Source organism: Shimazuella sp. NTD248 (assembly GCF_059510395.1).
On record NZ_JCAJZT010000001.1, the window covers coordinates 567,562 to 586,232 of the forward strand.

General features: G+C 39.6%; 20 protein-coding genes and 1 pseudogene. 6 read left to right on the top strand and 15 right to left on the bottom strand.

Translation table 11 applies throughout. The annotated features are described in order from the left end of the window. Nucleotides 1–153: 153 nt before the first annotated feature. Nucleotides 154–516 (top strand): winged helix-turn-helix transcriptional regulator, encoded by a 363-nt coding sequence (locus tag AC5WOE_RS03080; protein ID WP_496051882.1) that lies wholly within the window; start codon nucleotides 154–156, stop codon nucleotides 514–516. A 20-nt stretch (nucleotides 517–536) separates the two neighbouring features. Here the strand turns inward: AC5WOE_RS03080 and AC5WOE_RS03085 are convergent, their stop codons facing one another. Together AC5WOE_RS03085 and AC5WOE_RS03090 are read right to left on the bottom strand one after the other, a co-directional pair. Next, on the bottom strand, nucleotides 537–1,193 hold the full coding sequence (locus AC5WOE_RS03085) for an NAD-dependent epimerase/dehydratase family protein (RefSeq protein ID WP_496051883.1): 657 nt from the start codon (nucleotides 1,191–1,193) through the stop codon (nucleotides 537–539). After that, on the bottom strand, nucleotides 1,190–1,528 hold the full coding sequence (locus tag AC5WOE_RS03090; RefSeq protein ID WP_496048521.1) for a winged helix-turn-helix transcriptional regulator: 339 nt from the start codon (nucleotides 1,526–1,528) through the stop codon (nucleotides 1,190–1,192). Before AC5WOE_RS03090 ends, AC5WOE_RS03085 begins: the two co-directional genes overlap by 4 nt. A 150-nt stretch (nucleotides 1,529–1,678) precedes the next feature. Between AC5WOE_RS03090 and AC5WOE_RS03095 the strand changes: the two genes are divergently transcribed. The 3 genes and pseudogenes from AC5WOE_RS03095 to AC5WOE_RS03105 form a co-directional block, all read left to right on the top strand. Beyond that, entirely contained in the window at nucleotides 1,679–1,960 is a 282-nt protein-coding gene (locus AC5WOE_RS03095; RefSeq protein WP_496051884.1) for a hypothetical protein, read from the top strand. An 85-nt stretch (nucleotides 1,961–2,045) separates the two neighbouring features. Continuing rightward, the gene (locus AC5WOE_RS03100) at nucleotides 2,046–3,140 is read left to right on the top strand and encodes an NADH:flavin oxidoreductase (RefSeq protein ID WP_496048523.1); all 1,095 of its coding nucleotides are present in this window, start codon (nucleotides 2,046–2,048) and stop codon (nucleotides 3,138–3,140) included. Nucleotides 3,141–3,271: 131 nt separating this feature from the next. Then, nucleotides 3,272–3,481: pseudogene (locus AC5WOE_RS03105) on the top strand (IS4 family transposase); the annotation flags it as partial. A gap of 473 nt (nucleotides 3,482–3,954) precedes the next feature. Here AC5WOE_RS03105 and AC5WOE_RS03110 read toward each other — a convergent pair. The 7 genes from AC5WOE_RS03110 to AC5WOE_RS03140 all read right to left on the bottom strand — a co-directional run bounded on the left by AC5WOE_RS03110 (nucleotide 3,955) and on the right by AC5WOE_RS03140 (nucleotide 11,871). After that, nucleotides 3,955–4,260: a hypothetical protein gene (locus AC5WOE_RS03110; RefSeq protein WP_496048524.1), complete on the bottom strand. Its 306-nt coding sequence runs from the start codon at nucleotides 4,258–4,260 to the stop codon at nucleotides 3,955–3,957. A 579-nt stretch (nucleotides 4,261–4,839) separates the two neighbouring features. Next, nucleotides 4,840–5,868 carry a cytochrome d ubiquinol oxidase subunit II gene (locus AC5WOE_RS03115; protein ID WP_496048525.1) on the bottom strand — a complete coding sequence of 343 codons (1,029 nt, stop codon included), beginning with the start codon at nucleotides 5,866–5,868 and terminating at the stop codon, nucleotides 4,840–4,842. Next, nucleotides 5,858–7,216: a cytochrome ubiquinol oxidase subunit I gene (locus AC5WOE_RS03120; protein ID WP_496051885.1), complete on the bottom strand. Its 1,359-nt coding sequence runs from the start codon at nucleotides 7,214–7,216 to the stop codon at nucleotides 5,858–5,860. The genes AC5WOE_RS03115 and AC5WOE_RS03120 overlap by 11 nt, the downstream gene beginning before the upstream one ends. An 86-nt stretch (nucleotides 7,217–7,302) precedes the next feature. Next, nucleotides 7,303–8,277 carry an alpha-ketoacid dehydrogenase subunit beta gene (locus AC5WOE_RS03125; protein ID WP_496048527.1) on the bottom strand — a complete coding sequence of 325 codons (975 nt, stop codon included), beginning with the start codon at nucleotides 8,275–8,277 and terminating at the stop codon, nucleotides 7,303–7,305. After that, a complete protein-coding gene (locus tag AC5WOE_RS03130; protein WP_496051886.1) occupies nucleotides 8,249–9,301 on the bottom strand; it encodes a thiamine pyrophosphate-dependent enzyme in 1,053 nt (350 codons plus the stop codon). Before AC5WOE_RS03130 ends, AC5WOE_RS03125 begins: the two co-directional genes overlap by 29 nt. 183 nt (nucleotides 9,302–9,484) lie before the next feature. Beyond that, nucleotides 9,485–9,745 (bottom strand): AbrB/MazE/SpoVT family DNA-binding domain-containing protein, encoded by a 261-nt coding sequence (locus AC5WOE_RS03135; protein WP_028777806.1) that lies wholly within the window; start codon nucleotides 9,743–9,745, stop codon nucleotides 9,485–9,487. 185 nt (nucleotides 9,746–9,930) lie between these two features. Continuing rightward, entirely contained in the window at nucleotides 9,931–11,871 is a 1,941-nt protein-coding gene (locus tag AC5WOE_RS03140) for an AMP-binding protein (RefSeq protein ID WP_496051887.1), read from the bottom strand. A 213-nt stretch (nucleotides 11,872–12,084) separates the two neighbouring features. On the opposite strand from AC5WOE_RS03140, the gene AC5WOE_RS03145 reads away from it, so the two are divergent. Then, entirely contained in the window at nucleotides 12,085–12,804 is a 720-nt protein-coding gene (locus AC5WOE_RS03145) for an alpha/beta hydrolase (RefSeq protein ID WP_496051888.1), read from the top strand. 219 nt (nucleotides 12,805–13,023) lie between these two features. Here the strand turns inward: AC5WOE_RS03145 and AC5WOE_RS03150 are convergent, their stop codons facing one another. The 6 genes from AC5WOE_RS03150 to AC5WOE_RS03175 all read right to left on the bottom strand — a co-directional run bounded on the left by AC5WOE_RS03150 (nucleotide 13,024) and on the right by AC5WOE_RS03175 (nucleotide 17,106). After that, entirely contained in the window at nucleotides 13,024–13,956 is a 933-nt protein-coding gene (locus AC5WOE_RS03150; RefSeq protein WP_496048531.1) for a UCP032817 domain-containing protein, read from the bottom strand. 112 nt (nucleotides 13,957–14,068) lie between these two features. Beyond that, nucleotides 14,069–14,485: a BrxA/BrxB family bacilliredoxin gene (locus AC5WOE_RS03155; RefSeq protein WP_496048822.1), complete on the bottom strand. Its 417-nt coding sequence runs from the start codon at nucleotides 14,483–14,485 to the stop codon at nucleotides 14,069–14,071. A gap of 343 nt (nucleotides 14,486–14,828) precedes the next feature. Then, nucleotides 14,829–15,305, bottom strand: coding sequence for a preQ(1) synthase (gene queF, locus AC5WOE_RS03160; RefSeq protein ID WP_496048532.1), 477 nt, complete (start codon nucleotides 15,303–15,305; stop codon nucleotides 14,829–14,831). Beyond that, a complete protein-coding gene (locus AC5WOE_RS03165) occupies nucleotides 15,306–15,698 on the bottom strand; it encodes a 6-pyruvoyl trahydropterin synthase family protein (protein ID WP_496051889.1) in 393 nt (130 codons plus the stop codon). Between the two features lie 47 nt (nucleotides 15,699–15,745). After that, nucleotides 15,746–16,417 (bottom strand): 7-cyano-7-deazaguanine synthase QueC, encoded by a 672-nt coding sequence (queC, locus tag AC5WOE_RS03170; RefSeq protein WP_496048534.1) that lies wholly within the window; start codon nucleotides 16,415–16,417, stop codon nucleotides 15,746–15,748. A gap of 2 nt (nucleotides 16,418–16,419) precedes the next feature. Beyond that, nucleotides 16,420–17,106 (bottom strand): 7-carboxy-7-deazaguanine synthase QueE, encoded by a 687-nt coding sequence (locus tag AC5WOE_RS03175; protein WP_496048535.1) that lies wholly within the window; start codon nucleotides 17,104–17,106, stop codon nucleotides 16,420–16,422. A gap of 180 nt (nucleotides 17,107–17,286) precedes the next feature. Here AC5WOE_RS03175 and AC5WOE_RS03180 point away from each other — a divergent pair, with 180 nt between their 5' ends. Continuing rightward, entirely contained in the window at nucleotides 17,287–18,666 is a 1,380-nt protein-coding gene (locus tag AC5WOE_RS03180) for a TcaA 3rd/4th domain-containing protein (protein WP_496051890.1), read from the top strand. Nucleotides 18,667–18,671: the final 5 nt, after the last annotated feature.

Below are 18,671 nucleotides of genomic sequence, written 5' to 3' on the forward strand. Positions count from 1 at the left end.
ACGGAAATCATACAACAAAAATGTGTTTTTTTGTCGATCACAAGATGATATTATGAGGGATAAAAGAGCAATCGGGAAGTACGCACTTTATTGTGATATAGTCACCAAAAAGTAATGTAGTAACTTTCAAGTAATAGAGGAGGAGAGAGAAAAATGCTAAAAAAGAAATACAATGTCTCCGTTGAAGCAGCTCTAGAGGTAATCGGGGGAAAATGGAAATGTGTCATTCTTTGCCATTTAATGCGGGGCAAGAAACGAACTAGTGAGCTCAAAAAGTTGATGCCTGCCATCACCCAGAAAATGCTCATCCAACAGCTCAGAGAATTAGAAGAAGATGAAGTCATCAAGCGAATTGTTTATCAACAAGTCCCTCCAAAAGTCGAATATGAACTAAGTGACTATGGTCATAGTTTAGAAGCAATATTGAATTCATTATGCGCTTGGGGAGAACAGCACATTATTCGCGTCTATGGAGATAAAGAAAGCATGTTAGAGGAAAGCATTTTAAATCAGTAAAAAAGAGTGAAGCATAGGCCTCACTCTTTGGCTAATTTCACAATATCTTTTACTTCCAAAATGGGATTAGGATATCCCTTTTGGACACAATGAATCATCGCTAGTCCAACTTCACTAAGGGTAGATACATACATGGGGAAAATTCGTTTCCATATAGGATACATCCACGCAAACAGATGATACCATTTTTTTGTATTTTTTAATCCTTTGATAGGTTGCATATACCCAGCCCGAAACAAATAAGTCTGCCGAAAAGGTAACTTCATCAAATCATTCTCTGTTTTCCCTTTTACTCTTGCCCACATACTTCTACCCGTTTCTGAACTGTCCGTCCCTGAACCAGAAACGTAACAAAAAACCATATTTGGATTTTGTTTAACGAAGAGATTTGCGATGTACATCGTCAAATCATACGTCAAATGGGCGTACTCTGTTTCTTTCATACCAAAAGACGACACACCCAGACAATAGAAACAAGCATCATAGTGAACAAATTGATCTTTTACCGCTGACAAATCAAAAAAATCAGGTTGGATGATCTCTTCTAATTTTGGATGACTTACCCCACACGGTCTTCGATTGAGGACTAACACATGATCCACTTCTTTATGTGACAAGCATTCGTGCAGCACTCCTTCCCCCACCATGCCCGTTGCACCTGTAATGATCACCCTCATCTAACTTTCACTTCCTCTTCCTCCAAATTCACAATACCCCATTTTTCACCCCAAACCCCCATTTGTACTAAAATAGTTCTGTATTCTCTTCCTTTTTGGGTAAGTGAATATTCTACCGTTACGGGAACAGTAGGATATACTTCTCGATGGACAACTTCTATTTTTTCTAGATGGCGAAGCGTATCGGTTAACGATTTTATGCTTATATTGCCTATATTTCTTCGTAGTTGATTGAAACACTGTGCTTTAACACACAATTGAGCAATGACAAAATAGGACCATTTTCCATTGATCACTTCTAAAGCTGCCTGAATTGGAATTGCACAGGGGTGCATATCTTTTTTCCTCAGTTTTCCCACCTACTTACTATTTATCAGTAACTCTATTCTCCGAGTTTATACCAAAAAAAGTGCGTTCTTACTAAAGTATATCATTTGACTTATCATCAAAGGAGATGAGATAAACACAAGAAAGAAGGAGCTCAGATGAGAAATTCAGATAAAACTATTTTGGTCTTAGGTGCTACAGTGTACTTGGGAAAAACTTTTTCATTGGCAAGTGATTCCGTAACTCCGCCAAATATTGCAGCAGCTATTTCCCGGGTATCTGGAAAAAAGATTATCTATAAGCAATTTCCGATTGAACAATTGCGTAAACAAGACGAGGAAATAGCTAAGGTCTATGAATGGATCAACAAAGGTAATAGTAAGGTAAATTTATCGTATTTACGAAAACTCCATCCTAACTTGTTGACTTTTGACAAATAGTTAGAAAAAAAGGGTAAAATAAAATTTGAATCCTTTTTCCGAGAAAACCAAGGGAAATAATAATAGTTTATCAGGAGGAAATCTAATGAGTAAATCAGTTGGAGCTTTGTTCCAACCTTTTCAAATCAACAAACTAACTCTTGCCAATCGAATTGTCATGGCACCGATGACTCGTGCATTTTCACCAAATGGTATACCGACTGAAGAGGTTACTACTTACTACAAAAGACGAGCTGCTAATGAAGTTGGTTTGATCATTACTGAAGGTACAGTAATTAACCATCCTGCTGCATCTAGCGATCCCAATGTTCCTTTCTTTTATGGGAAAGAAGCCTTGCAAGGGTGGGGGAAAGTAGTAGAAGCGGTTCATGCGGTTGGAGGTAAAATTATCCCTCAGCTCTGGCATGTGGGAATTCAGCGGCCTATCGGCAGTCACCCTTTCCCAGATGTAAAACCTATTAGTCCCTCTGGTATCACTTCCACAGGAGAAAAAGTAGCAGATGGATTGACAGTAGAAGAAATAAAAACCATTGTCGCAGCATATGCGGAAGCTGCTGCAAATGCTAAACGTATCGGCTTTGATGGAATGGAGCTGCATGGTGCACATGGGTATTTAATCGATCAGTTTTTCTGGGAAGCAACCAATAAACGAGCCGATCAATATGGTGGTGATTTGGTAGGAAGAACTCAATTTGCAGTTGAGGTCATTGGAGCATGCCGGGAAGCTGTTGGCCCTGATTTTCCGATCGTATTCCGTTTTTCTCAATGGAAAATTGGTGCATATACGGAGAAACTTGCAAAAACTCCAGCAGAACTCGAACAATTTCTCACACCATTATCTGAAGCTGGTGTAGATATTTTTCATGCTTCTACTCGTCGGTTTTGGGAGCCGGAATTCGCAGATTCCGAATTAAATTTAGCAGGATGGACAAAGAAATTGACAAACAAACCTACAATCACCGTAGGCTCTGTCGGATTGGATGATGTCTTCGCGCCAGGAATAAAAGCCAATAATGCTCCTACTGATGCTTTAATCGATCGACTCCAAAAACAAGAATTTGATCTTGTCGCAGTTGGAAGAGCTCTATTAGTTGATCCTGCTTGGGCGAGCAAATTGCATACAGGAAAAACAGAGGAAATGATTCCATATTCACCAGAAGCACTCCAAACATTGTCCTAAGATGAAGTTAAAGGGCGGGAGTTTCCCCATATCCATCAAGTTAAGCGAAGCGAATGTTGGAAAGGAAGGAAATAGCATATGTCGTATACAAAGGAAGGCACACCAAACAAGCCTAGTTAGGCTTGTTTGGTGAACATAAAGCTTTTTACACGATTCAAACCTATTTTCCTTTGTTTCACCAAGCAATCCAACAGGAAAACACCCAAGCCTATGCAAAGATCTTGCTTCGTCTGTTTCACCTGCTAGAGAAAAACGGACGAAAGTCTCACCGCTATGAGAAAAAGACAGTCTTTGACATACTGGGTGTTGTCTACGAATACCACAAATGTAGCATAGCATAATCTGGTTCATCTCACAAATTCCGTTGCTATTGCTAACTGTTCGAGTTCCATTTGAGAAAGATATTTTTGCAATACCTGTGAAAACAAATGAAGTTCTTCTTTGGTGGATACATTCACAGAAAACACGCCATCCTTTCGTTTTTCAAATCCTATAGAAAAAATAGCGTGTTTTTTTAAGGGACTATTTTGTTTTTAGCTTGAGGAGCATGTCGCCATACCTTCTCAATGTATGAATTGGTGCCATACATCACAAAAAAATCACTCCCCACAACGAATAGTGATCTTTTTTCTTTATGTTGTATTCCATTATTTACGGCGCCGGGCAGTTGGATGAAGTAGTCAATCGCCATATTGCTATGACAAGGAATCTCCATATACAACTCTACCCAGCTTCGTAGCTCAACTACAGCTAAGACGGGTCTCCCTCCCCTTACAGAGGAAGGAGACCACGCCTCATGATGCTGAAAAAGATGTTACGCCTTTCCAGCAGCCTTCATGATCCCGATGATGAACGCACCGCCGATGCAGAGGCCCAGCACCACACAGGCGACTGATCCGACCGTGGCCCCCAGAGTGCCACCGATAACAGCACCCGTGACATCTCCCCCGAGGGAGAGTCCAATGAGCGTGCCACCAGCGGTAGAACCACCGACGACCGCGCCTCCCACGATAGCAACGGGAGTGGCGAAGCGGTTCTTCTCGCTCAGCTGGCGGTTGATCATGTGAGCAGCGCCAGCGCCAGCGGCTACGGAGGACAGGATGATGATAGCAGAGAGCATTTCTCTTCTCCCTTTCGGGTCAGCTACGATATAACTCTCTTCATTATAGCTAGTTTCCCGCAATTGCTCAAGCCAACTGATGGAACAGAGTTGGCTGCTTCTTTTTTGATCCTCATAAACTTTACTCTTCTTAGCTTGATGGCTATGGGGAGTTTCCCGCCTTTACCTTTGTTATACAAAAATATATTTTAAGTAATTAGTCTCAAAACATAACTAAAAACTTGGGTTTCCCCAAGTTTTTTATCTATGGAAATGATATTGTTTGCGGCGGCACACTCGAGAGTGTGCCTGTACTTGCTACGGCCAGGGCATGGACGCTCCTTGCTGGTTTCCGGCTCCGCCGGGATCTTTTCTCTCGCTGTCGCTGAACTTGACCGCTAGGGCCAGGGCATCGCTGTCCTTACTCTTGCAGGGTTGTTTCGCTAGAGAGACTTAGACTCGGTGAGCCGTCAAACCTGTGAACGCTACGGCCAGGTCACAACAAGTACCTTTCGTCTTGACTAATTTCAATATATTAAATCTATCTTTCGAAGTCAATAGAAAATTATTAGTTTTCATATACTTCCCAATACCTAAAAACTACTCCTCTTGCCGCAAATACCTGCGATCTTTTAAAAATAACCGCCAGAATAAATAAAACCCAGGAACCAACACTGCCAGACCAACTACATACACCCAGAATAATGCCCGGAAAGTTACCTCTCCAGTAAATCCTGTAGTTATCGTCATATAAGGATAGACGATATAGGGCATGTGAGCAGATGCATAAGCATAACTGGCGATAATATACTGCATCACAATCAAAAGCACTGCTACGCGAGGTTTGCCAATGCTATCACTTCTTGCATCAGGCCACCAGAGAGAGCTGTAACCGATCAAATAGAACAAGATCGATAATAAAAACCACTCTCCTTGATCGAATAAATTATCTAGTAACCATTTGGCTTCTGGTTCTAAAACGAGCAAGGTGAGCATTGCAGAGACCAATGTCACAGGACCAACGATGATCGCCTTCTTCCGATAAACGCGATAGGTCTCCTCTTTTCCAGCTTCTTTCGCGTAATCTGCCAGAAAAAGAGAAGACAGAAACAACTCGGATGTCAGCCCAAATAACATGTAGTAGTAGGTGGAAATACTCGTCAACCATTTCATAGTTAAGAGTGTTTCTACACCATTTTTTATCCCAATAAACGGTCCTTGGGTGACTGGTAAGGCACTGATCAAGAGAATCGGTATAAAGAATCCAGCAATTCCAGAAATAATACGCAAAGTTTGTTGATAACTTTGAACGGAATAAGCAAACACCATGAATGCACTGCGCAGACTGATGAGAATGAGCACAATGCTGACAGGCACTAACAGAACGGTTCCTAAGGTGAAAGCAGCTTTTGGAAAAAAACTGACAAAAGAAACCACCAATAAAACCAAAAAAGTATTGGTCACTTCCCATGTAGGGGATAAAAATCGATTGGCAATGACTCCCGCCTCTGTATTCCGGCGAAAATAATACATCGACCAAAAGCTAGAACCAAAATCGATCGCTCCTAAAATCGCATATAGAAATAAAAACACTCCAACGATAAAACTGGCAATCACCTCAGGTAGCATGTCCATCACCTCGCTTCGCCAATTCTTTAGCCAATGGATTTCGTTGAAAATAGATTCGCATCACTACTACGACCAATACACTGAGCAAAAGATAGAGCAAACCAAACAAAACAAATAAATTTCCTACATGAGCAGCTCTAGTCGCAGCTTCTGAAGTACGTTGAAACCCATAAATCGTCCAAGGTTGGCGCCCGCTACAACTGAATATCCAGCCAAACTCAATCCCCAGCATCGCTAAGGGACCAGAAGCCACAAGAACCCATACTAACCAATTTGGGAAAGCACGCTGCCTTTTGTGATGGAAAAACCACCAATAGACAAGAGCAATAAAAGATAAAGCTAACAACAGCATTCCGATCCCAACCATAATGTTGAATAACGTATGAACATAAAATGGCGGCCATGTTTCTTCTGGGAATTCATATAAACCTTTTACTTCTGTACTCGGCCAATTTCCAGCCAAAATACTAAGTGCATAAGGAATCTCGATTCCATATTTCACTTCATGAGTAGCGGGGTCAGTATATCCACCGATAGACAAGGGGGCATAACGCTGGGTTTCAAATAAGCCCTCAGCAGCAGCAAGTTTTTCTGGTGAGTGTTCATGCAGCCCTTGAGCAGAGCCATGACCCGATAATGCTGTGATGGCACTCATCACGAATCCCACAACCAACGAAACAAATAAACTTTTACGATGAAAAGTGAGTACTTTTCTATCTTGTGTCGGCGTTTTGAGGTAGCGATAGGCAGATACAGAAGCAATAGCAAATGCACCTGCCATAAACGCGCTTATCGCTACATGAAATGCTGCCCATCCATAACTTGGATTGAAAAAGGCAGCCCAAGTATTCACATTTTTAATGGTTCCATCTGCATACATATCAAAGCCTGCTGGAGTGTTCATCCACGTATTTGCAGAAGTAATGAGTGTCGCAGATGCAGTAGCTCCCACACTTACAAAAAAAACGGATAAGACTCTCATTTTTCCGGACAAGCGATCTGCAGCATAAACATAAATAGACATAAATAAAGCTTCTAAAAAAAAGGCAAAAATCTCGATTTGAAACGGAATCGAAATCACTTGCCCAACGATTTTCATGAAACCAGGCCATAGCAATGTAAGCTGAACACCGACAATCGTTCCACTCGGTATACCTACACCTAATAAAATAGCAAATGCTTTTGTCCATCGTTTTGCCATTAGCTCATAATCTTTATCTTTTGTTCGTTGATAAATGATCTCGCTTACCAAAATCATGAATGAAATGCCAACTGCTAAAGTGGCAAAAATGATATGAAAAGCTAAAGAAGTGCCAAAGAAGGCTCTTGTGAGTGTCGTTTGATCCATTTTTCGAGCCCTTTCAAAAACGTATTTGGCTTCATTCTTTCCTATTGAACCCTCTTTTATGAGAAATTATGGAAGATAATTTTGATTCATTGAAAGTAGACAAGCTCCATTACTGCATGCACAATCTTATCAACACTCGGCAAATAAGCATGTTCTAAAGCAAATAACGGATAGGGGACATCATAGCCAGTAACACGTTTTATCGGGGCTTCTAATGAATCGATCACTTCTTCGGCAAGGCGCGCTGCAATTTCTGCTCCTACTCCACATGTACGAGGTGCTTCATGAACAATGACTGCTCGACCTGTCTTTTTAACGGATTCAAAAATCGTAACTTCATCAATCGGAGAAAGCGATTGTACATCGATTATTTCTGCTGAGATGTCTTGTTCAAGCAGCAATTGATCTGCTTCTTTCAATATCGAAATCATTGCACCCCATCCAATTAGTGTCACATCTTCTCCTCGTTTGATCACCTTCGCTCTATCGATAGGGAGAGTGTAATGGTCAGCAGGCACCTCTTCTTTTTGGGTACGATACAGGCGCAGAGGCTCTAAAAACAATACTGGATCAGGACATTCAATCGCACCGAGCAACAATCCTTTTGCCGTAAAAGGGGAAGAAGGAACAACAACCCTCAGACCCGGAGTGTGAGCAAAATACGCTTCCGTTGAATCTGAATGCAGCTCAGGAGCGCCAATACCGCCTCCATAAGGTGCTCGGATGACGATGGAATTAGAAAATGTACCTTGTGAACGCAGACGCATTCTGGCAACATGGGACACAATTTGCTCAAATGCTGGTGTAATAAAACTGAGAAATTGTATTTCTACTATTGGTTTAAAACCACCCATAGCCAGTCCTAAGGATGAACCAACAATCCCTGCTTCTGACAAAGGTGTATCGATCACCCGTTCACTTCCAAACTGCTTCCAAAGCCCTTCTGTAGCACGAAAAACACCACCATTTTTCCCGATATCTTCCCCCAAAAGCAAAACACTTTCATCCGTTTCTAAGGCAACACGTTGTGCATCAGCAATGGATTGAACCATTGTTAGCATATGATGCTACCTCCTCTTGCTGCTTTTTCAAGCATTCTGGTATTTGGTGATAAACATGTTGAAATAAACCTATTGGTAAGTCAGGTTGGTATTTTTCGACTTCTCGAATTGCTTGATCTAACTGTTTTGCCACCTGCCCATCTCCTTGTAATTGCTCATCCTCGTCTAGTAATCCTTCTCTTAGACATAGTTGCTCATAACGGTAAAGAGGATCACGATTTAGCCAAATACGTACCTCTTCTTCTGAACGATATCGACTTGCATCATCAGCGGTAGTATGAGCTCCAGTCCGATAGGTGATCGCTTCGATCAATGCAGGCCTTTGTTTACCTCTAGCTGTCTTAACAACATCATATACTGCTAATACATCGTTTCCATCTACTTGATAAGCATCCATATCATAGGAAACTGCTCTTTCTACTACCGTTTTGCTGGCAGATTGCTCTGAAAAGGGCACGCTGATCGCATAGCCATTATTTTGGCAAAAGAATAGAACGGGTAAGTCATATACACCAGCAAAATTTAACGCTTCATGGAAATCGCCTTCTGAAGTAGCCCCATCCCCAAAGTAGGCAATTGCAATCCCTGTCTCTCCTCTTTTTTTCATGGCCCATGCTGCCCCTGCTGCTTGAGGCAGCTGAGTTGCTATTGGTACGGTTGGTGGTACGTAACGATATCCAGCGGGAGGTTTGCACCCTTCGATTTGTCCGGACCAATACTGAATGATAGAGGTAATAGGAATACCTAACGTATAAGCTACTCCTTGTTCTCGGTAACTTGGAAAAATCCAATCCGTTTTATCTAATGCATAAGCACTTCCAACTTGTGCCGCCTCTTGGCCTTCAATTGGAGCATAAGTACCAATTTTTCCTTGTCGTTGCCATAAGACCATTCTACGATCAAAAAGTCTTACTGAACGGAGTAAACGTAAGAGATCTAATTTCTCCTGCTCCCTAAGTGTCAACCAAAAAGAGGCTCCATCATCTGTTAAAGTACCGCATGGCAATAAATGGTTAATTAACATTGAGCCACCCCGTCATCTTTTTGTTAAATTAGTCTATTCATCACGGAGTTAGGCGTTCGTGGAAAAACAAACTCAATATTTAACCTGCCTTTTCGCAAAACAGACAATATTTTCATATATAAAATTACATAAATTTAAGATTATTTATTCTATTTATCTATAAAAAATAGCCGGTTGAACCGGCTATTCTGTAGGTGATGTTGCATATTTTGATGTTTCATTTACACAATCTTCGCAGATTATTTTTTCACGAAAATAAAAAAGTTGTTCAATACTTCCACAGATCACACAGCTAGGATTATAGCGTTTTAGCACAATATGAGTTTCATCAACAAATATCTCTACCCCATCTTGAGGTTGGATATTTAATTTTTCTCTTAATTCTTTTGGCAATACTATTCTACCTAAATGATCTACTTTTCGTATGATGCCAATGCCGTTCATGTTCCATCCCCTTTGCTTTATTTAATTATGCAAACATTGCCATCCGTTCTATCATACCAAATTTTGCGAAGTTAGAAATGAGACAATCTGGGGACAAATCAAAAAAGCCATCGATTTTCTTCATCAAATGGCTTTTTTGATATGTTTAACGTCTATTTTTTCTTCTTTTCAACAAGGGTACTTCATCAGAATTTTCGACATTGTTTGATAGCCTCTACAGCCTTTGATTTGTCTAATGTTGCATAATCTTCTAGCTGCTCTCCTAAATAAGAAGCCTTCACTACGGATCGCAAAATTTTTCCAGTTTTTGTTTTAGGAAGATCAGGAACAATATGCACACGTTTTGGTCGAAAAACTTTGCCCATTTTATCTGCTGCAAAGTTCATTAACTCTGATTCTATACCACTGGTATCTTCAATTTCCGAAATATGATGTAAAATAACAAAACAAATAACAGACTCACCTTTTTCCTCATGCGGAACTCCGATGGCACATGCTTCTAAAACAGCATGATGCCTCATTAAAATAGATTCCAGTTCAGCCGGGCCAAGTCTTGCACCACCTATTTTGATCGTATCATCCGATCGTCCATGAGTAAACCAATGACCGTCTACTTTACTGACCCAATCACCATGAACCCATACGTCTTTCCATCTTCCCCAGTAACCTTGCATATATCTCGCTTTGTTATTCCAAATTCCTTTCGTCATTCCTACCCAAGGCTGTCGTAACACTAACTCTCCAATTGTCTGAGTGATGGAAGTACCAGATGGATCTAATATATCTGCATCCATCCCAGGTAAGACACTGTTAAAGCCACACGGCACATGTGGTTTTATTAAAACATTGCTGAGTATTCCTCCAGATACTTCTGTTCCTCCTGCATAATTAAAAATAGGTACTTGTTTTTTGCCAACTTGCTCAAATAGCCAATACCAAGAATCTTCCGTCCATGGTTCCCCAGTTGAACCGAAAACACGTAATGAACTGATGTCATGCATGGTGAGCCAAGATTGATCATGCTTCATAAGCCTACGAGCAATAGAAGGGGAAATCCCAAGATGTGTTACTCCATGTTTCTCCACAATGGCCCAAAGTCGATCGGCTGTAGGGTAGTCAGGAGTTCCCTCAAAAAGAAGCATGGTACTTCCATTCATCAGTGCTCCAAATACCATCCAAGGTCCCATCATCCAGCCCATATCTGTTGACCAAAACAATATATCTCCAATTCCCACATCCATTCCATAACCTGCATCAAACCCAGATTTGATCGGAAAACCAGCATGTGTATGTACTGTCCCTTTTGGTTTACTCGTATTTCCGGAAGTATATAAAATCATAAAAGGATCATCTGCATGAGTGATAAAAGGAACAGCTGGAGGCAACTGTTCCACAGGAGTATCCCATAAAACATCTCTTGCCTCATTTTTTTCAATATAACATCCTAATTTTTTTATCACTACCACTTTTTCGATAGTGGTTTGTTCAATTGCTTTATCCACTTCATCTTTCATATGTATTAATTTGCCGCATCTCCAGAACCCATCCGCCGTGATGACGACTTTTGCTTCACAGTCTTTGATTCGATATTGAAGGGCAACAGATTTATATCCAGAAAAACAGGGAACAGCAATTGCACCAATCCGAGCAATTGCCAACAGTGCAATCACATTTTCCGCAATCATTGGTAAATAGATGAGAACTCGGTCAGATGGACCAACACCTAATTGAAGAAGCAGTTTTGCAAATCGATTTACTTCATACAAAAGATCACGATAGGAGTACTTGATCGTTTTTCCATCTTCTCCTTCCCAGATAAGAGCCAATTGGTTTCTCATCTTCGGGTCTTCTACATATCGATCTAAACAATTGGTGGTAATATTCACCTTCCCACCTGCAAACCAGTGAGGAAAAGCTTTCCCTTGATTCAAATCGAGTACTTGTTGATACTTTTCATGCCAAACAATTCCCATATCTTCTTGAACGGCAGCCCAAAACTTACCCACATCATCAATAGAATATTGATAAAAATCATCCCAGTTATCATAGCCTAACTTTTGCATAAATGAGTAGAGCCTGCTTTGTTCTATCTGTTCTTGTTTCGGAATCCAGACAGATTGTTTCATCTTAAAAAAACACTCCTTGAAAATAGGACATAAATTAAAATTGCGAAAATAAAAAGACTATCATCCTTAAATAATAATAATAACTACTCTATCAAACTCTTTGCATTTTACCTAATCCCTGTTAATCTTGCTGACAAAAACGACATGGATTGATACGATATGGTGGAATAATAATAGGAACTGTACTACCTTGACTACGAAGGAGAAGTAAAAATGGAGCAGAAATATTTGAAACGAACCATAAAAAAAGAAAGTTTACTGAGCAGATACCTAGAAACTGAGAAGAAAGCTTTGGTATATCTTCCACCAAACTTTGATAAAAATCACAAATATCCTGCTTTATTCCTGCATGATGGTGATGATTACTTTTCATTGGGCAGAATTGCTACTCAGGCAAATAAGCTCATCGACGAGCAAAAAATAGAACCTATTATCATGATTGCAGTACCTGTAGAAAAAAAATTACGAACACGTGAATACTCTCCTATTGGAGATCGACAGCAAGCTCACATTGATTTCATGACAAAAGAACTACTTCCTTACATACAAGAACGTTATCCAATCAATAATGAAAACTTAGTTGCAGGGGGTTCTTCTCTTGGAGGGACTGTATCCTTATATATGGCTCTTCAGGACCCTATTTTGTGGAACAAGGTATTGTCTCAATCTGGTGCTTTTCTACCTCAGACCACTTCTTTGCTTTCTGGTAAAAAACTCGACTGGCTTTCCATTTACCAATCGATTGGTCTAGAAGAAATAAGTGTACCAACACATGTTGGAAATGTCGACTTAGTCAAACGAAATCGGGAGGTACATGAAATTTTCCAAGCAGCTGGAGCCAATGTTCATTACGTAGAACAAGATGGAGATCATACGTGGGGCACTTGGCAAAAAGAACTGCCTGTAGCTTTACAATTTTTCTTTGCAAAATAGGACAAAAAAAGGACTGTATTCTCTTTTTTAGAGACATCCAGTCCTTTTTAAACAAATTATTTATCGCGATGGGTTTTGGATCAATGGTATTTAAGTGACTAGGTTGTAATGGTTAAGAAGAGAACAACTGCCAGTAGCAAGTGGATAAGTCCACCAAATGTTATTTCATCAATAACCCGATGAGCCAAACGATAAATACAATGCTATAAATATGCAAACCTAAGCTCCTACTTTTATTTCTTTGTACCACCTTTTGTTTTTCTCATAAAAATCTTCACGGTGATACATCGCTAAAAATAACGTACCAACGAGATGATTTTGGAGTGGATGTTCGTTTTTCGGTTGGACAGTTGTATTGAGACGGAATCGTTTCACATCTATACCGTGAACATCAACATGGGTTGCTAATAACTCAAGCATTGATTGTATTTTTTCAATTAAGGTATGAACAATCTCCTGCATAAAGGCAAAATGCGTGATGACATTTATATGGAAATATTTTTTCTCAAGTTCATCAGGTGTTAATGTTTGAAAATCGTGAATAACATCTTGCGAGAGTGCATGGCGCAAAAACGGCCCTAAAGCTGTGATACTATATGGTGTTGGTTCAAAAAGAAGCAAATAGATTAAATCAAACCAAGCTCGCTGCTCCCCGGGAGTTTCCGCTGTTTTTGGTTTCTCAACAATATCTGATTTACCTTCTGGAGGTCTAGAAACATTAGGTGAATGATGCAGTGTTGTCTTGATATATCGACTGGAAAACTCTTCATACTCCCTTGTAAACATCAGCATTTCATGCCAGATCACGTCTATTTCCTCGCTGTACATGGGAGCAGTTTTGAGCAATGCCGCCATAATTAAAAATCGTTGCCACTCAAACCATCTATTTTCAAATTCAACCATATTAATGTAATACTCTCGTATTACTCTTTCTTGAATCCAGGCTGGATAGTTTTTAGGATAAGATTCTTCTAAATGTTGCAACATATGTTTCATTGCTATTTGGTATTCTTCTCCATGGTTTACCGTACCGAGATTGGGCATTACATAGCTTTTTTCTATATTTACTTTCTTTGCTTGTCGATAAAAGACCATACCCATGATCATCATACCTATCAAAATAAACAACAAAAACGCAGCAAAAAGCTCCAAAAAAATTCTCCTTTCTCCTATGTTAGAAAACTTGTCCAAATGTGCAAAGGCACAAACCGCTAAAAAAAAGACACCCCAAACACTCTGATAAAGAGAGTGTTGGGCGGGTCTATTATTTACAGTGTTTATTGTAAGCTTCTGTGAGATTAGCTGTAATATTTTCTACTGGGACATTTTCAATTTCATGACGATGAATCATATGAACCAATTTCCCGTCTTTCATGATCGCAAAAGACGGGGATGAAGGCGGTTCTTGACCAAAATAAGTACGAGCTTGTTCTGTCGCCTCACGATCTTGACCTGCAAATACCGTATACAGATGATCTGGCTTAATTTCATTTTGTAAGGAAAGACCTACTGCAGGACGAGCAAGCCCAGCAGCACAGCCACAAACTGAGTTCACTACAACGAGTGCAGTACCTTTTGCGGCCTCCCCAGTTAAAGCCTCATCCACTTCTTCTGTAGTACGTAATTCTTTTATTCCTAATTGCGTAAGTTCGTCACGCATATGCTGCGTCATCATACGCATTTGATCCAAATAGAAATTTTGCATCGATTTCCGTTACGAAATGTATCCCTTATTTATTTCGTAACAGTTTCACCTCCTGGTTACTAAAATCTATAAAAATCTAAAAGAGGGCCACCGAACCAAGTAAAAGATGACATACCGTGGAGATTCTCACTCCATTCCGTCAGAAAGAGCGTTGCACTTGTCAGGTACCTACTGTATCAGACACAATCTGCGGCTCCCTGTTAGGGACGGCGATTGCGACAAACCATTTCTGTCATGGATCAGTTTGTCGAAAGGAATTTTAGCAGCTCCTCTCGCTATTGTAACCAACTATCGTGCGAGAGTAAATGGGGGAGAATTCCTATCGATTTGTGATTACTTCGGGATTCATATCATGTTGGAACAGTCGCTGATTCGCAACTTCTTCCCATCTTGTCCCTTTTTTACCGTAATTGGCATAAGGATCGATACTAAGTCCTCCTCGAGGTAAAAACTTACCCCAAACTTCGATATATTTTGGATCCATGATCTCTTTTAAATCTTTCATAATCGTCACAATGCAATTTTCATGAAAATCACCATGATTTCGATAACTAAATAAATATAGCTTTAACGATTTACTCTCCACGATTTTCTCATCTGGCACATAACTGATATAAATGGTAGCAAAGTCGGGTTGGTTGGTGATGGGACATAAACTTGTAAACTCCGGGCAATTGAATTTCACAAAATAATCTGTATCTGTATGGCGATTAGGAAATACTTCAAGTACATCAGGATCATAGGTAAAAGAGTAGACTGTCTCCTTTCCTAAGTGCTGCAAATTATGCTCTTCCATTTATGTCAACATCCTTTCGAAACGAACTGTAGCTTCATCTGTCTCTTGGATTTCTATCCACATCACTGCTGGTTGATTGTCCTTTTCTCTACATAAGCGATCCACTTCATGAAAAAAAACTTCAGCTACCCGCTCTGTCGTAGGAGAAAATCCACCCATTTCCGGATTAAACTCAGGGAACTCATTTAACAAATGATGGTCATACTTTTTTGCGATGGCATGTTTAATATCACGATAATCGATTAGCATATGCTTCTCGTCTAGTTGAGTACCTTCTATACAAAACGTAACTTTATAGTTATGACCATGAATTCTTTCGCATTTACCTGCCCCATAAACTTGATGTGCACAGGCGATCCAAAAATGTTTCACTAAACGATATTTGCCTCTCACGTAAATGACATCCTTTATTAACCATTTTTCTTCTTGTTCATACCATCCTATTGATAAACAATGGGGTCCCTGATACCAGCTTCTTCAAAGCCCTTTATCCGAAGTCTACAGCTGTCACAAACTCCACAAGCAGCTTTAGCACCTATATAACAAGAAGTTGTTAAATGATAGGGAACTTGCAATTTTGCACCTAATTTTATCGTCTCTGCCTTACTCAATTGAATAATCGGGGTTTCAATCGATAATTTTTCTTCACTCGTCACCCCTATTTTGGTAGCTAAGTTTATGGTTTGATTCATCGATTCAATAAACTCTGGACGACAATCAGGATATCCACTGTAATCCACAAAACTAACTCCAGTATATATTTTTTTTGCCCCGATCACTTCTGCATATGCAGTCGCCAAAGATAAGAAAATCATATTGCGTGCTGGTACATAAGTGTTTGGTATCTGATCGGTTATTCCATCTGTTTGTACCATTTCCGTTTTATCCGTCAATGAGCTCCCGCCCAATTGCTGGAAAAAAGAGAGATTTACAATACGATGATGCTTGCTGACACCATAGTAAGCTGCAATTTGTTTGGCACACTCTACTTCTCGTTCATGTCTTTGTTCGTAATGAAAAGTAATGGGATATAATTCATATCCTGCATCTTTTGCAATTCCCATACAAGTGGTGCTATCTAATCCTCCACTGAGAACGATCACTGCTTTCATCCTTAAACTCCCCTTAAATCTGGATCCCAAATATATTTATGTGTTTGCAAGTTTAATTTCACTTTGGTAAGTTTATCAGCTAAAATCCAATTTACCAAGGTATCTGGTGCAAGTTTCCCCCAGACAGGACTAAACAACCCTGTTCCTTTGCGGTGAAGGTTTTTATAAGTGTGAATAGCGACCTCATAATCATTTCGATCTTGAACGACAAACTTAATCTCATCTTGATGATCGAGTAGATTAAAATTTTCTTCTATCATTTTATCTATCTCGCCACTCGCCGGGAGTTTATAGTCCATTATAAACCGCATCTTTTTCCCTACATTTTCATTTTTTTTGCGTAACGCTACAAATGGATCAAGTGCTATTGCTCCATTTGTTTCGATATGAATATCTTCAATGAATGATAAATTTGCCAATTCCTCAATTAGCTTTAATGACTTCTCCCCATGCATCAAAGGTTCTCCGCCTGTGAGACACACATTTACATTTCCCAAATCTGTTACTTTTTGGACAATTTCCTCAATGGTCGCGTAAAACTCCGCTTTCGATGGTGCATAGCTGTATGTAGTATCACACCACGTACATCGTAAATTACAATTAAATACTCTTACAAACGTAGTAGGAAATCCAGCCCGTAAACCTTCTCCCTCAACCGTTTCAAAAATTTCCACCATTGGCAATTTCATGTGATCACTCCGTTCTCCGATGTCCGAAATATAACGATTCATTATAGCATAAAAGAAATAGTGCCAATATTAAATTCCTTTTTCTTCTACATTTTGTTTAAGATAGCTATTATCGAAAGACATCTTTATTTAAATCTGTTAAAATACGTAATAGTCTGATACGCAATGGAGGAATTTTCATTGGAACCAAAACAACAGCTGACCGATTTTCAAAATACGATGAAGCAAGCTACAAGTAAAGTAGTGCCTTTTTTCCAAAGGAATAAAAAATTAAGCTTCATCCTTCTTGGAGTTATTTGTATTATCATCTGTGCGTATATTGCAGGGGCATATTTGATGGACCCCAGAGACAAAGTTGCCAGCTTTGAACAAGCAGTACGAGATGGAGATGTAAAGACACTATCAAGTTTGCTTCATTCACCAGACAGCAAACTGGACATCGATGAAAAACATATCAAAGATCTCATCACATACAACAAAGAAAATCAAGATTATTTACCTGAGCTTATATCCAGTATGATGACCCAGATTAATGATGAGGAAAATGGTATCACAAACATCGGGGCAGACCATGACTATTATCTCAAACGCACCAAAATCCCTCTATTCTACAGTCTGTATTCGATTCAAATCCGTCCTTATTTTCTTGAGATTTCTACCAATGAACCTGGCGCAACCATTAAAGTAGATAACAAGCAGGTCTTTAAAACAACAGATAAAGAAAAGACTTATACCATGGGACCTCTTATGCCTGGAAATTATATTACGTATGCAGAAAAGAAATATCCCTATGCTCTGCTCAGCCAAGATGATACTGTCAGTGCATTTGACGAAAAAACTGCAACTTCCGTGTCCGACCTTGAATTAAATGGCGGCAATCTCAAATTAGAAAGTAACTTCGAAAATACCAATATTTTCGTAAACGGAAAAGCAATCAGCAAGACAGTGAAAGACATGCCTGAAATTGGTCCGATTTCTTTTAATGGCACAATTCGTGTCCATGGAGAACTGCAACTTCCTTGGGGTCTTGAAAAAAGTCCTGATATTCTAGTAGAGGATGATACAAGCAGTGCAGATATTTCTCCAGTTCCATTTGCAACAGAAGCAACTCGCAAACCGATTATTGATCTCATCAATCTTTTTTCCAAACAAGACATTGAGGCCAAAGTGAAACATAATGCAAATATATTGACTACGGTTGGCGACAGCTTAAAAGCTGCATATATCGAAAACATCAACAATGACGTTCAGTGGAATTATACTTGGAAAGGAAATGCTCTTGGAACTCGAATCGACTTTGATCATATCACCTTGTCACAAGATGATGAAACGAAAGTATATCAAGCAGCTGTACCTGTCGAAGTACACGCCAAATACCGAAAATATTATTCCATTGAATCTGGAAACGAGCCGCTTGAAGACAAAATAGAGTACTATGAAATTGTCCTTTCTTATAACGAAAAAACAAAAAAATGGCTGATTACCTCAACAAGTGATCAGTATTATTCCACTGATGAATATTTTAATGGTAAAAATACGGTTAAAAGTGAATTTAAATAATTACA

Coding starts and splice junctions, on each gene's coding strand:
- AC5WOE_RS03080 (WP_496051882.1), top strand. CDS start 154: ATGCTAAAAAAGAAATACAATGTCTCCGTTGAAGCAGCTCTAGAGGTA.
- AC5WOE_RS03085 (WP_496051883.1), bottom strand. CDS start 1,193: ATGAGGGTGATCATTACAGGTGCAACGGGCATGGTGGGGGAAGGAGTG.
- AC5WOE_RS03090 (WP_496048521.1), bottom strand. CDS start 1,528: ATGCACCCCTGTGCAATTCCAATTCAGGCAGCTTTAGAAGTGATCAAT.
- AC5WOE_RS03095 (WP_496051884.1), top strand. CDS start 1,679: ATGAGAAATTCAGATAAAACTATTTTGGTCTTAGGTGCTACAGTGTAC.
- AC5WOE_RS03100 (WP_496048523.1), top strand. CDS start 2,046: ATGAGTAAATCAGTTGGAGCTTTGTTCCAACCTTTTCAAATCAACAAA.
- AC5WOE_RS03110 (WP_496048524.1), bottom strand. CDS start 4,260: ATGCTCTCTGCTATCATCATCCTGTCCTCCGTAGCCGCTGGCGCTGGC.
- AC5WOE_RS03115 (WP_496048525.1), bottom strand. CDS start 5,868: ATGCTACCTGAGGTGATTGCCAGTTTTATCGTTGGAGTGTTTTTATTT.
- AC5WOE_RS03120 (WP_496051885.1), bottom strand. CDS start 7,216: ATGGATCAAACGACACTCACAAGAGCCTTCTTTGGCACTTCTTTAGCT.
- AC5WOE_RS03125 (WP_496048527.1), bottom strand. CDS start 8,277: ATGCTAACAATGGTTCAATCCATTGCTGATGCACAACGTGTTGCCTTA.
- AC5WOE_RS03130 (WP_496051886.1), bottom strand. CDS start 9,301: ATGTTAATTAACCATTTATTGCCATGCGGTACTTTAACAGATGATGGA.
- AC5WOE_RS03135 (WP_028777806.1), bottom strand. CDS start 9,745: ATGAACGGCATTGGCATCATACGAAAAGTAGATCATTTAGGTAGAATA.
- AC5WOE_RS03140 (WP_496051887.1), bottom strand. CDS start 11,871: ATGAAACAATCTGTCTGGATTCCGAAACAAGAACAGATAGAACAAAGC.
- AC5WOE_RS03145 (WP_496051888.1), top strand. CDS start 12,085: ATGGAGCAGAAATATTTGAAACGAACCATAAAAAAAGAAAGTTTACTG.
- AC5WOE_RS03155 (WP_496048822.1), bottom strand. CDS start 14,485: ATGCGTATGATGACGCAGCATATGCGTGACGAACTTACGCAATTAGGA.
- queF (WP_496048532.1), bottom strand. CDS start 15,305: ATGGAAGAGCATAATTTGCAGCACTTAGGAAAGGAGACAGTCTACTCT.
- queC (WP_496048534.1), bottom strand. CDS start 16,417: ATGAAAGCAGTGATCGTTCTCAGTGGAGGATTAGATAGCACCACTTGT.
- AC5WOE_RS03175 (WP_496048535.1), bottom strand. CDS start 17,106: ATGAAATTGCCAATGGTGGAAATTTTTGAAACGGTTGAGGGAGAAGGT.